The 14,350-nt window shown below is 61.9% G+C and carries 11 protein-coding genes; 6 read left to right on the top strand and 5 right to left on the bottom strand.

Annotation, left to right across the window (positions count from 1 at the left end):
- The first annotated feature begins 83 nt into the window (after window positions 1-83).
- From VWY34_RS16150 to VWY34_RS16130, 5 genes are all read left to right on the top strand, one after another.
- A complete protein-coding gene (locus tag VWY34_RS16150) occupies window positions 84-1,364 on the top strand; it encodes an N-acetylmuramoyl-L-alanine amidase (protein WP_416538966.1) in 1,281 nt (426 codons plus the stop codon).
- A gap of 187 nt (window positions 1,365-1,551) precedes the next feature.
- Entirely contained in the window at window positions 1,552-4,053 is a 2,502-nt protein-coding gene (locus VWY34_RS16145) for a penicillin-binding protein 1A (RefSeq protein WP_416546202.1), read from the top strand.
- Between the two features lie 179 nt (window positions 4,054-4,232).
- On the top strand, window positions 4,233-5,357 hold the full coding sequence (gene prfB / locus VWY34_RS16140; RefSeq protein ID WP_340545916.1) for a peptide chain release factor 2: 1,125 nt from the start codon (window positions 4,233-4,235) through the stop codon (window positions 5,355-5,357).
- Between the two features lie 141 nt (window positions 5,358-5,498).
- Window positions 5,499-6,923, top strand: coding sequence for an amidase (locus VWY34_RS16135; RefSeq protein WP_416546200.1), 1,425 nt, complete (start codon window positions 5,499-5,501; stop codon window positions 6,921-6,923).
- A gap of 12 nt (window positions 6,924-6,935) precedes the next feature.
- The gene (locus tag VWY34_RS16130; protein ID WP_416546198.1) at window positions 6,936-7,706 is read left to right on the top strand and encodes a DUF2189 domain-containing protein; all 771 of its coding nucleotides are present in this window, start codon (window positions 6,936-6,938) and stop codon (window positions 7,704-7,706) included.
- A gap of 7 nt (window positions 7,707-7,713) precedes the next feature.
- Here VWY34_RS16130 and VWY34_RS16125 read toward each other — a convergent pair whose 3' ends face one another.
- Complete coding sequence (locus VWY34_RS16125) at window positions 7,714-8,472, bottom strand: helix-turn-helix domain-containing protein (RefSeq protein WP_340546329.1); 759 nt, start codon at window positions 8,470-8,472, stop codon at window positions 7,714-7,716.
- Between the two features lie 260 nt (window positions 8,473-8,732).
- Between VWY34_RS16125 and VWY34_RS16120 the strand changes: the two genes are divergently transcribed.
- Window positions 8,733-9,233 carry a hypothetical protein gene (locus tag VWY34_RS16120; RefSeq protein ID WP_416549113.1) on the top strand — a complete coding sequence of 167 codons (501 nt, stop codon included), beginning with the start codon at window positions 8,733-8,735 and terminating at the stop codon, window positions 9,231-9,233.
- Between the two features lie 104 nt (window positions 9,234-9,337).
- Here the strand turns inward: VWY34_RS16120 and ilvN are convergent, their stop codons facing one another.
- From ilvN to VWY34_RS16100, 4 genes are all read right to left on the bottom strand, one after another.
- Window positions 9,338-9,898 carry an acetolactate synthase small subunit gene (gene ilvN, locus VWY34_RS16115; RefSeq protein ID WP_340545912.1) on the bottom strand — a complete coding sequence of 187 codons (561 nt, stop codon included), beginning with the start codon at window positions 9,896-9,898 and terminating at the stop codon, window positions 9,338-9,340.
- 66 nt (window positions 9,899-9,964) lie between these two features.
- A complete protein-coding gene (locus VWY34_RS16110; RefSeq protein WP_340545911.1) occupies window positions 9,965-11,716 on the bottom strand; it encodes an acetolactate synthase 3 large subunit in 1,752 nt (583 codons plus the stop codon).
- A 462-nt stretch (window positions 11,717-12,178) separates the two neighbouring features.
- The gene (locus VWY34_RS16105) at window positions 12,179-12,823 is read right to left on the bottom strand and encodes a response regulator transcription factor (protein ID WP_416546196.1); all 645 of its coding nucleotides are present in this window, start codon (window positions 12,821-12,823) and stop codon (window positions 12,179-12,181) included.
- Between the two features lie 91 nt (window positions 12,824-12,914).
- On the bottom strand, window positions 12,915-14,348 hold the full coding sequence (locus VWY34_RS16100) for a cache domain-containing protein (protein WP_340545909.1): 1,434 nt from the start codon (window positions 14,346-14,348) through the stop codon (window positions 12,915-12,917).
- Window positions 14,349-14,350: the final 2 nt, after the last annotated feature.

The following is a 14,350-nucleotide window of genomic DNA, read 5'->3' as shown; positions in this document are numbered from 1 at the left end:
CAAAAGCCGTGCCGCCACCAGCCGCGCGGCCATCCTGTGTCCTTATGGCCGGGCAATACAAAAAAACGGGCGGAGCAACAGCCATGAGCAGACCTATAAAAGCCCTCGCAGCCCTGCTGCCGGCCCTGGTGATCGCGATGACGCCGCCGGTTGTCGCTGAGGAAACAGCTGCTGCCAGCAGTCAGATCAGCGGGCAGGGCTTCAGCGGTCTGGCGCGGATCCTGCCGCAGGACAGCCGCGCCGCCGATCGCCGCTCGGGGGTGGATGTGACATTGGCGCTGAGCCAGGGGGTGCCGTATCGGCTGTTCACGCTGGATGGCCCGCCGCGCGTGGTGCTGGATTTTCAGGAGGTCGACTGGAGCGGCCTCGGCGCCGAGGCGCTGGTGACAGAGGACGGCATACGGACGGCGCAGTTTGGCACCTATGTGCCGGGCTGGTCGCGGCTGGTGCTGGAGTTGACGCGCCCAATGCAGGTCGAGACGGCGGCGATGGAGGTTGATCCGGTGACAGCGGCTGCGGGGCTGACCGTTGCCCTGCGCGAAACGAGCGCGGAGCAATTTGCCAAAACCACCGGCGCGCCGCGCGATGCCCGCTGGGATCTGCCCGCACCGACGCCAATGATCGCACCCGAGGATAAGGATTCGCTGGCGCCGCTCTTGGTGGTGATTGATCCGGGTCATGGCGGCATTGATCCGGGGGCGGAGGCCTTTGTTCAGGGCGGTCTGGTGCAGGAGAAGGATCTGATGCTGCAATTCGCCATCGAACTGGGCGAGATGCTGGTGCGGTCGGGCCAGTTCAATGTGCAGCTGACGCGCGACGACGATTACTTCGTCTCGCTTGAGCGGCGGATCGCGCTGGCGCATCAGGCCAAGGCGGATCTGTTCCTGTCGCTTCATGCCGACAGCCTGTCCGAAGGGCGCGCTCATGGCACCACGGTCTACACGCTGTCGAAAGACGCCTCTGATGCGGCCTCGGCGACGCTGGTGGAACGTCATGAACGCGGTGATCTGCTCGCGGGGACCGATCTGAGTCAGGTCGATGACCGGGTGACCGATGTGCTGCTGGATCTGGCGCGGGTGGAGACACATCCGCGCAGTCAGGCGCTGGCCCGGGCGCTGGTCAAGGGGCTCAAGACCCAAGGTGGGGCAATGAACCGCCGACCGCTGCGCGAGGCGGGCTTTTCTGTGCTAAAATCGGCCGACATCCCCTCGGCGCTGGTGGAAATCGGATTCCTGTCCAGCCCGCGCGATCTGGCCAATCTGATGGACCCGGAGTGGCGCGAACGCACGGCGCGGGGCATCCTGAATGGGCTTTTGTCCTGGCGTATTGCCGATGATGAGACCCGCCCGCTGGTGCGTCAGTAGCTGCCGCTCGCCGGGATCGCCGGTCAGGCGGAACGGATCTGGCCCAGCGGCGTTTGATATCCGGGGACGGCCAGCGCCGCTTTCCCCCTGTTTTCTCCGGGTCAGCGGCATCAATATGCCGTTTCCCGTTTTGACCCCACGCGCCGCTGCACCTATATAGGCGGCACTGCGCGAGAAAGGCTCTACAGTGGTCAGATATATTCTATCGTTCTTTGGTTCCATCTTCAGCACCATCACGCTGGGCATCGCGATGATCGCGCTGACCATTGGTGCGGTGTTCTGGATCTATGGCCGGGACCTGCCCAGCCATGAATCGCTGGCGCAGTATCAGCCGCCGACGATCAGCCGGATCTACTCCGGCGAGGGGCAGCTGATTGACGAATTTGCCCAGGAACGCCGCCTGTTCACGCCCTCCGAGGAAATTCCCGATCTGGTCAAACAGGCTTTCATCTCGGCCGAGGACAAGAATTTCTACAGCCACAAGGGCTATGACATGCGCGGCATCGCCGCGGCGGCGGTCGAGGCGGTGCGCTCGCGCGGGTCGAACGTGCGCGGCGCCTCCACCATCACCCAGCAGGTGATGAAGAACTTCCTGCTCTCCGGGGACCGCAAGGCGGAGCGGAAGGTGAAGGAGCTGATCCTGGCTTCCCGTCTGGAAGATACCCTGAGCAAGGAAGACATTCTCGAACTTTACATGAACGAGATCTTTCTGGGGCAGAACTCCTATGGCGTGGCCGCAGCCGCCCAGACCTATTTCAACAAGACACTGAGCGAACTGGCCCCGCATGAGGCCGCGACGCTGGCCGCCATGCCAAAGGCGCCGTCGGATTATCACCCGGTCCGCCAAAAGGACCGCCTGCTGACCCGCCGCAACTACGTGCTACGCGAGATGCGCGAAAACGGCTATATCTCTGATGCGGTCTACAAGGTCGAGGTCGATCTGCCGCTGCGCTCGGTGCAGAATGGCGATTTTGAGAGCTTCCGCACCGCGCTGCCGCCGCGCGATTATTTTACCGATGAAATCCGTCGTCAGCTTTCGGAGGATTTTGGCGAGGGCGAATTCTTCACCGGCGGCTTTACGGTGCGGGCGACGATCGACGAGGAGATGCAGGCCGAGGCCGCTGTTGCGCTGCGTGCGGGTCTTCAGGACTATGACCGGTCGCGTGGCACCTGGCGGGGCACTGGCGTGACGCTGGACGCCGATTTGCTGGCATCCGAAGACAGCTGGCGCGCGGCGCTCAGCGCTGCTGCCGTGCCGCGTGATATCGAACTGGGCGGCAAATGGCATCCGGCGGTTGTGCTGGAGGTCGGTGACCAGAGCATCAGCGTAGGCGTCGAGGAGGTGGCCGAAATCGGCTCGGTTCCGCGCTCTGACATCAAATGGATGAAGGGCAGCTTCAAGGACAATCTCGCCACCGGGGATGTGGTGCTGGTCCGCGCGGTCGAAAAGGACGGCGCACTGCAACATTGGTCGCTGCGTCAGGTGCCGGAAGTGCAGGGCGGCTTTGTCGCGATGGATGTGAATACGGGCCGGGTTCTGGCCATGCAGGGCGGGTTCTCCTACCAGCATTCGGTGTTCAACCGCGCCACACAGGCGCAGCGCCAGCCGGGCTCCAGCTTCAAACCCTTTGTCTATGCGGCAGCTTTGGACAGCGGCTATAGCCCTGCGACCATCGTTGTGGACGCCCCGATCGAGATCAACACCCCGCAGGGGCTGTGGCGCCCCAAGAACTCCACCAACAAGTTCTACGGCCCGACACCGCTACGGACCGGAATCGAGATGAGCCGGAACCTGATGACCATCCGACTGGCCCAGGAGGTCGGCATGGAGGTGGTTGCAGGCTATGCGGAGCGTTTTGGGGTCTATGACAATATGGGGGCTTTCCTTGCCAACTCGCTGGGGGCCGAGGAAACCACACTCTACAAGATGGTCGCGGCCTATGCGATGTTTGCCAATGGCGGCGAACGGGTGCAGCCGACACTTGTGGACCGCATTCAGGACCGCCGGGGCGAGACCATCTATCGCCATGATGACCGTGACTGCGTGGACTGCGCCTCGCCTGCGCTGGCACAGGGGCAGGCGCCCCGGATCGTGGACAACCGCGAGCAGGTGATGGATCCGATCACCGCCTATCAGCTCACCTCGATGATGCGGGGCGTTGTGGAGCGTGGAACCGCCTCCAGCGTGATCAACCTGCCGGTGCCGACCGCAGGCAAAACCGGCACCACCAATGACTCGCGCGATGTGTGGTTTGTGGGCTTTACCTCCAATATCGTGGCCGGTTGCTACATGGGCTTTGACCAACCACGTCCGATGGGCCGCGGGGCCTATGGCGGCACCATGTGTGGTCCGGTGTTCCAGCAGTTCATGCAGAAAGCCACGGCCAAATATGGCGGTGGTAAGTTTGCGGTGCCGGAGGGTGGCCATTTCATCAAGATCGACCGCTATACCGGGGCGCGCCTTGCCGATGGGGCTTCGGGGGGCAATGTGGTGGCGGAGTATTTCCGCGATGGCGCCGAGCCGATCTTTGGCCTGGCATTTGACGGTGGCTTTGCGATGGGATCTAACCTGCCGCTGTTTGAGGAAGCCGCGCAATCAGCGCGCCGGGTGACCACATCGGATGGTGGCACGGCGGTTCTGGGACCGAAGGCGAGTTTTGGCACCATCAGTTCAGGCGGGCTTTACTGACGCCGACTGTTTTGGGCAGAACCTATCTGACGGGCGGGGCGTGGAAATCATGGCCCCGCCCGTTTTATGCTCTGCGGTGGCGTGGTGCGCCAATCGCGCTGCTGCCTGCTGCGTCGGCTTGCCCGCAGGGCGCGGGTGGTTTATCACGCAGGCCTGATACGTGATTTCAAGGGATTGCCATGCGCGCCGAAACTCAGAACATCGTGGCCGATATCGAAAAGTCGCTGGAGCTGTTGGCGCAGCGTCTGGATTGGGAAACCGCAGAGTTCCGCCTGGAAGAGTTCAACGCCCGCGTTGAGGATCCCAACCTTTGGGACGACGCCGAGGCGGCGCAGGCCCTGATGCGCGACCGGCAGATGCTGGTTGATGCAATCGACACCTATAAATCCATCAAGCAGGATCTCAGCGACAATATGGAGCTGATCGAGCTGGGCGAGATGGAAGAGGACGATGAGGTCATCGCCGATGCCGAGGCCGCGCTGAAGGCGCTGAAGGAAAAGGCCGCCGAAAAGGAGCTGGAGGCGCTGCTGGATGGCGAGGCCGACAGCAATGACACCTTCCTTGAGATCAATGCAGGCGCAGGCGGCACCGAGAGCTGCGACTGGGCGTCGATGCTGGCACGGATGTATGTCCGCTGGGCAGAGAAAAAGGGTTACAAGGTTGAACTTCAGTCCGAAAGCGCGGGCGAAGAGGCGGGGATCAAATCCGCCGCCTACAAGATTTCGGGCCACAACGCCTATGGCTGGTTGAAGTCGGAAAGCGGTGTGCACCGTCTGGTGCGGATTTCCCCCTATGATTCCGCAGCCAAGCGTCATACATCGTTCAGCTCGGTCTGGGTCTACCCTGTGGTGGACGACAATATCGAGATCGAGGTGAACCCGTCGGATATTCGGGTAGACACTTATCGCTCCTCCGGTGCCGGTGGCCAGCACGTCAACACCACCGATTCTGCGGTCCGCATCACCCACGTGCCCACCGGCATCGTGGTCACTTCCTCCGAGAAGTCGCAGCACCAGAACCGTGACATCGCCATGAAAGCGCTGAAGTCGCGGCTCTATCAGCTGGAGCTGGACCGCCGGAACGCTGATATCAACGCCGCCCATGAGGCCAAGGGCGATGCCGGCTGGGGTAACCAGATCCGTTCTTACGTGTTGCAGCCCTACCAGATGGTGAAGGATCTGCGCACGCAGCACGAGACCTCCGACACCAAAGGTGTGCTGGACGGCGATCTGGACGGGTTCATGGCGGCAACGCTGGCGTTGAACGTCGCCGGAAAGAGCCGCTCGGAAGCGCAGGGCGAGTGATTTCGACGCGGCATCCTGCCGCTTTGCGATAGCAGCACCCCCGGTTGAGAATTTGCAGACCCGTTTGCCTCGGCAAGCGGGTTTTCTTTGTGTTTTTCTGCGGCTAGGCTGACATCATCTGCCAGCCAGGAGCCCCCGGAGATGACCCAGATCCAGACCAGCGCCCGCGAGATCCTGCGCGATCTTTCGACCGGGCGTCGTCGCGCAGAGGCGCTGATGGAGGAGACGCTGGACCGCATCGAGGCGATCAACCCGAGCGTCAATGCAATTGTGGCCCTGCGGGCGCGAGACGTGCTGCTTGCCGAGGCGGCCGCTGCCGATCGGGCAGAGACGCGGGGGCCGCTGAACGGGCTGCCGATGGCGGTCAAGGATCTGGCAAATGTGGCTGGTGTTCCTTCGACGCAGGGTTCGCCATTGCTCGCAGATTTCGTGCCGCAGACGGACGATCTGATGGTGGCGCGGTTGCGGGCGGCGGGGGCTGTGATCATCGGCAAGACCAACACCCCGGAATTCGGCCTTGGGTCGCATACCTATAACCCGATCTACGGGGCGACGGCCAACCCCTATGACCGCAGCCGCAGCTGCGGCGGTTCCTCCGGCGGCGCGGCGGTGGCATTGGCGACCGGGATGGTGGCGCTGGCGGACGGGTCCGACATGATGGGATCTCTGCGCAACCCTGCCGGCTGGTGCAATGTCTACGGTTTCCGTCCCAGCTGGGGGCGGGTTCCGAATGAGCCGCGCGGCGATCTGTTCCTGCATCCGCTGTCCACCAATGGGCCGATGGCCCGCAGCCCCGAGGATCTGGCGCTGCTGCTGGATGTTCTCTCCGGTCCCGATCCGCGTCAACCGTTCTCGACCGGGTTTGCGGCGGCGGATGGTGTCGCCCCCCTGCCTGCCGCGCGACCGATGCGCATTGGCTGGCTTGCGGATTGGGGCGGTGCCTATCCGATGGAGGCGGGCATATTGGAGACCTGCGAGGCCGCGCTGGAGGTGCTGCGCGGCTTGGGGCATCTGGTCGAGCCGATTGCACCGCCTTTTTCGGCGGAGCGGATCTGGCAGAGCTGGAGCACGCTGCGCTCCTTTTCCGTGGCCTCTGGTCTCAGGGTGTTTTCCGGGCAGCGGCAACAGCTGAAAGCCAGCGCCCAATGGGAGCTGGAACGGGGAATGGCGCTGAGCGGGCAGGAGGTTCAGGCAGCATCTGATTTGCGGTCGGACTGGCAACGCGTCGCGGCGCGTCTGTTTTCGCAGTATGACGCACTGGTGCTGCCGACCGCGCAATGCTGGCCCTTTGATATCACGCTTGAGCACCCGCAGGCGATCAACGGCACCGCGATGGACAGTTACCACCGCTGGATGGAGGTGGTGACACCGGTCAGCCTGCTGGGCCTGCCCTGTCTGGCGGCTCCGGCGGGGTTTGGAGCTGGTCAGCTGCCGATGGGACTACAGATCTTTTCCGCCCATGGCCGCGACCGTGACCTGCTGGCGCTGGGGCAGCAGTATCATCTTGCGACCCGCTGGCCAGAGCGGCGCCCGCCCGAGCTGCCGTGCTCGGACACGCCCCTGTAAGGAGATCCTCATATGGACGAAAAAGCCTTTGGCGTGCCGCAGTTGCAGCCGATGACCCTGTCGACCCTGGGGCAGGCATTGCGGCGCGGATGGGCTGATTTTCGGGCCAAACCGGGCTATGGGCTGTTCTTTGCCGCGGTCTATGTACTGGCGGGCTGGATCATGGCCTGGATCACGGTTGCGACCGGCACAACCTTCTGGCTGGTTCTGGCGGCCATCGGCTTTCCGTTGGTCGGCCCTTTTGCCGCGGTCGGCCTATATGAGGTCTCGCACCGGCTGGAACAGGGGCGGGCGCTGGGGTTTGGCGCGATCCTGAGCGTTGTGCTGCAACAGAGCCGCCGTCAGCTGCCGTCGATCTGCGCCATCATCATCATTGTCTTCCTGTTCTGGTTCTTCCTTGGTCATATGATCTTTGCGCTGTTTCTGGGCCATTCGACGATGACCAATATCTCCAGCTCGCCCGAGGTTTTCCTGACGGCAAACGGGATAGCCATGCTGCTGGTCGGCAGCCTGGTCGGGGCGGTATTTGCGCTGCTGCTTTACATGATCACAGTGATTTCCCTGCCGCTGCTGCTGGATCGTGAGGTGGATTTTGTCACCGCGATGATCACCAGTTTTTCCTATGTGCAGGCCAATTTTCTGGTGATGCTTGTCTGGGCCGCAGGCATTGCTATAGCCACATTCTTGGCCATGGTGCCGGGGTTTCTGGGGCTGTTTCTGGTGCTGCCATTGCTCGGCCATGCCAGCTGGCATATCTATCGGCTGATCGCGACCGTGGCCTGAGCGGCAGCTAGCGAAACCGGGTTCCCACGCCGAGCAACCGCTGCTGAAACGGGCTCAGCTCATGCTGTTCTATGAACCCGGCCCGGCGCGCGGCGCCGAGGATGGCGGCGGGATCCTGGCCGAGATGTTCATAGACCATGCGGGTTACCCGGTCCGACGTGTCGCTTTCGCGGCTGGTGCGCGCAACATAGCCTGCCCAGATGTTGGCCTGCATTGACGGCACATTGGCAAGATAGTTGAAGGAGGAGGTCCGCCCGCCACGCCGCGACAGCAGGAAGGCTACCCCATCATCATGGGCCGAGGCGTAGCCACGGAACTCCCGTGATTGCGGATCCGACGGCAGGCCCTGGTAGCGCATGGCGGATTTCGCTTCATAACCGCGCAGGTAGGTGATGCCTTCGGTGCGAAAGACCAGCGCCAACCCCAGGATATAGCGATCCGTGCGTACAAAGCTGCGGCGTACGAACTGATAGAGGCCGGAGGGAAAGAATGCCTCGGTCACATTGGCAACGCCGGGGCCAAGAAAATCGCCGAGGAACGGCCCCTGAAGGATCTGCCCTTTGCAGGAGAGCTGATCGACGGGATCCAGCAGAATCCGCGCATCAACGTCAAAGAAATTGCAGATCCGGTCCAGCACGTCAGGGCGGGGGAAGCTCTCGCCGGTCAGGTAGCGGTTGAACTGGGTGCGATTGATCCCGAGGCGTCGAGACAGATCCGAAATTGAGCGGTAGCCCTTGGCGAGCTGACGCAGGTTGGCACCGAACATATTGCGCAGTTCCGCCGGCGAACGATCGGCCTGGTTCAAGATTGGCTCCCTCTGTGTCGTGGACCGGGTGTTACACCAGATCTTGTGGTTTCCCTAGGGACTCCCTAATACCCTTGTAGATAATACATGAGGATCTGACGCTATCCAGCATCAATTTTGCGCAAACCGGACACAAATTGACACAGATCTTGTTACAGGTTTTTGGTGTTCCTTTGCCATGATTTATCCCAGAATAGCTCGGGACCAATGTGAGGTATGATATGATTGGCGTCGTTCTTTGGACGGACTACGATCTGCGGCAGGCGGTGATCTGGAGCGAAAATCACGGTGATCTGGTATATTATCGCTGGACCTCGCTCGATGAACCCATAGAGCTGCGCAAGGGTGACTGCGTCGCTTTTCGGGTTGAGACCAAGGGCGCGTTGCGGTTCGCCAGCGATCTGCATGTCATCCAAGAAAGCCAGAGTCCGGAACTGGCGGCGAAGCTTGGCGATGCCGAGCATGAAGCCAGCCAATCGCTGCCCAACAGCCGCTCTGAGGCGACGGTGATGACCTGGGAGGACGCGCGCCACGATCCCTTGTTTGTGGATCCCTCGGTCTACCCGGAGCATAACGCCCATGAGGTAAAAGCGCCTGTTCGTGGTGCCGGTGATAGCCAGCCGTCCAGCGCGACCATTTTGTCCTTCCCTGACAAACAGGCCCGTGACGCCCGCGCGCAGGCGAAACGGCGCAGCGCTGATCGAAAGCTGATCCGTAGCTGATCTACAGAGCGGATCCGCCGCAGGAGCGTGATCGGATCAGTTTGTATGGGACACGAAAAAGGGCTGCGCGATGGCGCAGCCCTTTTGTCATCCTGTCGGAATGATCAATTGCCGCGCAGCAGGGCAGCTACGCCGGTGCGGGCGATCTTGGTCAGGCCCAGCGGGCGCATCATCTCGGCAAAGGCGTCGATCTTGTCCGGTGCGCCGGTCAGTTCAAAAATGAAGCTGTTGAGCGTGGTGTCGACAACCTTGGCGCGGAAAATATCCGCCAGCCGCATGGCTTCCACGCGCTTGTCGCCTTCGCCGACCACTTTCACAATGGCGAGTTCCCGCTCGACAAAGGGGCCTGCGACGGTGAGATCGGTGACTTCATGTACCGAAACGATCCGGCCCAGCTGCGCCTTGATCTGCTCGATCACCTGCGGCGTGCCGGTGGTGACGATGGTGATGCGCGACAGATGGCCGGTGTGATCGACCTCGGCCACGGTGAGGCTGTCGATGTTGTAACCCCGACCCGAGAACAGGCCGATCACACGGGCCAGAACACCGGGTTCGTTTTCCACCAGAATGGTGATGGTGTGGCGTTCCTGAACATCCGAAAAATTCGGGCGCAGGTTATAGGCAGAATGGCTGGTGGAGCCTTTTTTGATGTGTAGGGCAGACATTTACGTCCCTTTCCTAGAAATCGGGGCAGGGCGATAGCGCCCCGCTGTATCTGTTCCTGAACCGGGTTAAACCAGCACCGCGCCGCCGGATTGGATGACGCCTTGGGTCTCGGCATCGCCCAGCAGCATTTCGTTATGCGCCTTGCCCGAGGGGATCATCGGGAAGCAGTTTTCGTGCTTCTCCACCAGACAGTCAAAGATCACCGGCCCGTCATAGTCGAGCATCTCCATGATCGCATCATCCAGATCCTTGGGATCCTTGCAGATGATGCCCTTGGCGCCAAAGGCCTCGGCGAGCTTGACGAAATCGGGCAGGGCTTCGGACCAGGAATGGCTGTAGCGTTCGCCGTGCAGCAGCTCCTGCCACTGGCGCACCATGCCCAGACGTTCATTGTTGAGGATAAACTGTTTCACCGGCAGGCGGTACTGCACGGCGGTGCCCATCTCCTGCATGTTCATCAGCCAGGAGGCCTCACCTGCGACGTTGATCACCAGCGCATCGGGGTGCGCGACCTGCACGCCGATCGAGGCCGGTGTGCCATAGCCCATGGTGCCCAGACCACCGGAGGTCATCCAGCGGTTGGGATCCTCAAAGCCGAGGTACTGTGCGGCCCACATCTGGTGCTGCCCCACTTCGGTGGTGATGTAGCGGTTGCGGTCCTTGGTCAGGGCTTCCAGACGCTCCAGCGCGTATTGCGGTTTGATGGAGGTCTCCGAGGCGGTGTAGGACAGACAGCGAATATTGCGCCATTCGGTGATCTGCTCCTGCCATTTTGCGATGGCAGCGCTGTTCACCTTGCGGCCGCGGCTCTTCCAGACTTTCAGAACGTCTTCCAGCACGTGGCCGATGTCGCCGACGATCGGAATATCGACGCGGATCACCTTGTTGATCGACGAGGGGTCGATGTCGATATGCGCCTTGGTCGATTTCGGGCTGAAGGCATCCAGACGACCGGTGATGCGGTCATCAAAGCGGGCGCCGATATTGATCATCAGGTCGCAGCCGTGCATGGCCATATTGGCCTCGTAAAGACCGTGCATCCCCAGCATCCCGAGCCAGTTCTTGCCCGAGGCCGGATAGGCCCCAAGCCCCATCAGCGTGGAGGTCACCGGAATGCCTGTGGCCTCGGCCAGCTCGCGCAGCAGCTGGCTGGCGCCGGGGCCGGAGTTGATCACGCCACCGCCGGTGTAGAATACCGGGCGTTTTGCGGTTTCCATAGCCGCCACCAGCTCGGTGATGGCCTCCAGATCGCCCTTCACCGGCGGCTGGTAATGCGACGCGGCGGGTTTCGGCCCCTGATAGGTGCCGGTGGCGAACTGCACATCCTTGGGAATGTCGATCAGCACCGGACCGGGACGACCCGCGGTGGCGACATGAAAGGCCTCATGCAGGGTGCTGGCCAGCTTTTCGGTGTCTTTCACCAGCCAGTTGTGTTTGGTGCAGGGGCGGGTGATGCCCACGGTGTCGGCTTCCTGAAAGGCATCGGAGCCAATCATGAAGGTTGGAACCTGACCGGTGAGAACAACCAGCGGAATGGAATCCAGCAGCGCGTCGGTCAGGCCGGTCACCGCATTGGTGGCGCCGGGACCGGAGGTCACCAGAACAACACCGGGCTTGCCGGTTGAGCGGGCATAGCCTTCGGCGGCGTGAACCGCGCCCTGTTCATGGCGCACAAGAATGTGCCGGATATCATTCTGCAAAAAGATCTCGTCATAGATCGGCAGAACGGCACCGCCGGGGTAGCCAAAGACAGTGTCCACCCCCTGATCCTTCAGGGCCTGAACAACCATTTTTGCGCCGGTCATCTCACGTTTCATCTGCTTTAGCTCCAATTGGCGGCATCGTCCGTTTCGCATAAAAAAAGCCCCCGATTTCTGGTCGGAGGCGCATGGGTTCGATTATGGTCTACCGTTACCGGCCCATGCGCGTGGTTCCTACGACTACGACTAGGATATTCATCGTGTTGGCTCCTTTAGCGTTGCAGCGGACCTTAGGACCGGTGGCCGGGGGCGTCAACAGGGAAATGAACCGAAAATACCCCAGTTTCGGACATTTTGTTGCGTCGGCGGGGTTCCTGGCGACATTTTCGCCTTTCGCACGGCTGAAAATCAGGCCATTTCGGCCCTAAAGTCGAAAATCTCCCTGAACCAAAGGCCAAGGTCAGATCGCGCGCGGCGGCGTTTTGCCAAATTGCGAGGCGGATCGGACCTAGTTTGCGGGAGTTTCTGCTGCATTGCGGCGCAATTTTAGCTCTGCCACCAGGCGGCGGGGTGGGCGGGTCAGAAACTGTGACCGGTGCCCTGCAGCACGCCATGTTCCAGCGCGTAGCGTGTGAGACCGGCTGTCGAGGAAATGCCAAGCTTGCGTTTGATGTTCTTGCGATGGGTTTCCACGGTGCGCACCGAGATATCCAGCACCAGGGCAACGTCCTTGTTGGATTTGCCCTGTGCGAGTTCGAGCAGAATGGTCTGCTCACGTCCGGTCAGCGCCTCGCGGGCGGGGTCGTCCTTGGGCTTCAGCGAGCCTTCGGCGCCGGTGCAGAGATAGGTCTCGCCACGCATCACCGTGTCGATGGCTTGGCGGATCTCCTCGGTTGGGACATCTTTCAGCACATAGCCCATGGCCCCATGCGCCAGCGCGCTGGAGATATATTCGGGGCTGTCGTGCATGGACAGGATCAGGATGCGGGTGGCAGGGGTCTGCTCGAGGATGATTTCCGTGGCGCTCAACCCGCCCAGTTTCGGCATATTGAGATCCATCAGGATCACATCGGGTTTCAGCGCGCGGGCCTCGGCCACCGCCTCTTCGCCGTTGCCGGGGATGCCGACAACCTCGATATCGTCATAGCTTTCAAGGATGGATTGAATGCCCTCGGCGACCATCGGGTGATCGTCAACGATCAGAACGCGAATGGTATTTGGCATGGTCTCCCCCCTCATTTGGCGTGGCGCGGTCCAGCCCGTCGCGTGCATCCACCGGTGCGGCGGCGACAGTCTGGCAAGAGCGCCGATTGGCTCAGGACACCCGCTTGGACGCCGGTTTGGAGGCATCACCCGGGGGCAGCAGATGGCTCAGCGGCAGCAGGACCTCGATCACGGTGCCGCTTTGCGTGCCCCGTGATGACAAAATCCTGAGGGTGCCGTCAAGCTGTTCGATTCGTTCCTGCATATTGCGCAGCCCGATGCCGGGCCCGCTGCGGTCCTGAACCGGCGGCAGGCCGCGGCCATTGTCGGTGATCCGCATAGTGGCACCGCGCGCGTGCCCGCGCAGATCCATGGTGACCTCCGTCGCCTCGGCGTGGCGTTCGATATTGGTGAGCGCTTCCTGCGCGATCCGGTAGAGCGCAATCTTGGCATCCCCGTCCAGACGGTTGCGGAACACGACAGTGCTGAAACGGGTCTCGATGCCGGTGCGTGCGGCGAAATCATCGGTCAGTGCCTTCAGCGCCGGGCCAAGGCCGAGATCATCCAGCACACCGGGGCGCAGGTCGCGGCTGATGCGGCGCACCTCGGTGATGGCGGTGCCCAGATGCGAGATCCCTTTGTTCAGCGGATCCTCGACCCGGTCAAAATCTCCCCGCGACAGGCGTCTGCGCGCGTTGTCCAGCGCGTAGCGCACCCCGACGAGGAGCTGACTGATCCCGTCGTGCAGCTCGCGCGCCACCCGGCCGCGCTCTTCCTCCTGGGCGTCGAAAACCCGCTGGGTCAGCTCTTTCAACTTGGCGTCCGCCAGACGACGCTCGCGGATGTTCAGCACCATGCCGGAGGCAAAGACCAGCCCCAGTGCAAACAGGGTGATGCCACCGATGTAGTAGAACGTACGGCGCACACGGGTCTCGACTTCGGCGCGCGAGGCTGCGACAGAGGCCAGCACATCGTCAATGAACACCCCGGTGCCGATGGCCCATTGCCAGTCCTGCAAGCCCAGCACATAGGCAACCATCTGCGCCTCTTCGCCGGTTGAGGGTTTCTCCCACATAAACGTGTGCCATCCGGCGCCCTGACGGGCCAAGCGGATGAATTCATCCACGACCGGTGTGCCGCGGCTATCGGTCAGCCCCTTCCAGTTGTTGTTGATGAACTCGGTCTGGCGCGGGCTAACCAGATTGGTGCCGTCGTAGTCATAGACAAAGAAAAACCCGTCGCGGTCATAGATCATTGCACTGAGAATCTGGGTGACCTTTTCCTTGGCCTCCTCGTCATCTGGCGCCGCCAGACCGTAGATGTGCGAAAACCCATTGCGGGCCTGGGTCACATAGTTGCGCAGCTCGGCCATCTTGGCCTGCAACAGCTGCTGTTCCAACGCTTTGATCTCGCGTTCGGCCAATGCGCGCGACTGCACGGAGACCAGCACGGCAATGGCGGCCCCGGCCACGATCAGCGGCAGCGTCGCCAGCAGGGACAGCTTCTGGGCGTAGTTGGGTCGCAAGAATTGGGGGATCAGCTGCATGG

It is taken from the genome of Phaeobacter sp. JH20_02, from assembly GCF_048056915.1.
Lineage (GTDB): Bacteria > Pseudomonadota > Alphaproteobacteria > Rhodobacterales > Rhodobacteraceae > Phaeobacter > Phaeobacter bryozoorum.
This window is presented reverse-complemented; position numbering and strand designations above follow the sequence as displayed.

Excerpts from the sequence above, each read along its gene's own strand:
- VWY34_RS16125 (WP_340546329.1), bottom strand. The coding sequence starts at position 8,472 with ATGTTCGGTGCCAACCTGCGTCAGCTCGCCAAGGGCTACCGCTCAATT.
- VWY34_RS16120 (WP_416549113.1), top strand. The coding sequence starts at position 8,733 with ATGATTGGCGTCGTTCTTTGGACGGACTACGATCTGCGGCAGGCGGTG.
- prfB (WP_340545916.1), top strand. The coding sequence starts at position 4,233 with ATGCGCGCCGAAACTCAGAACATCGTGGCCGATATCGAAAAGTCGCTG.
- VWY34_RS16105 (WP_416546196.1), bottom strand. The coding sequence starts at position 12,823 with ATGCCAAATACCATTCGCGTTCTGATCGTTGACGATCACCCGATGGTC.
- VWY34_RS16150 (WP_416538966.1), top strand. The coding sequence starts at position 84 with ATGAGCAGACCTATAAAAGCCCTCGCAGCCCTGCTGCCGGCCCTGGTG.
- ilvN (WP_340545912.1), bottom strand. The coding sequence starts at position 9,898 with ATGTCTGCCCTACACATCAAAAAAGGCTCCACCAGCCATTCTGCCTAT.
- VWY34_RS16110 (WP_340545911.1), bottom strand. The coding sequence starts at position 11,716 with ATGAAACGTGAGATGACCGGCGCAAAAATGGTTGTTCAGGCCCTGAAG.
- VWY34_RS16100 (WP_340545909.1), bottom strand. The coding sequence starts at position 14,348 with ATGCAGCTGATCCCCCAATTCTTGCGACCCAACTACGCCCAGAAGCTG.
- VWY34_RS16130 (WP_416546198.1), top strand. The coding sequence starts at position 6,936 with ATGGACGAAAAAGCCTTTGGCGTGCCGCAGTTGCAGCCGATGACCCTG.
- VWY34_RS16135 (WP_416546200.1), top strand. The coding sequence starts at position 5,499 with ATGACCCAGATCCAGACCAGCGCCCGCGAGATCCTGCGCGATCTTTCG.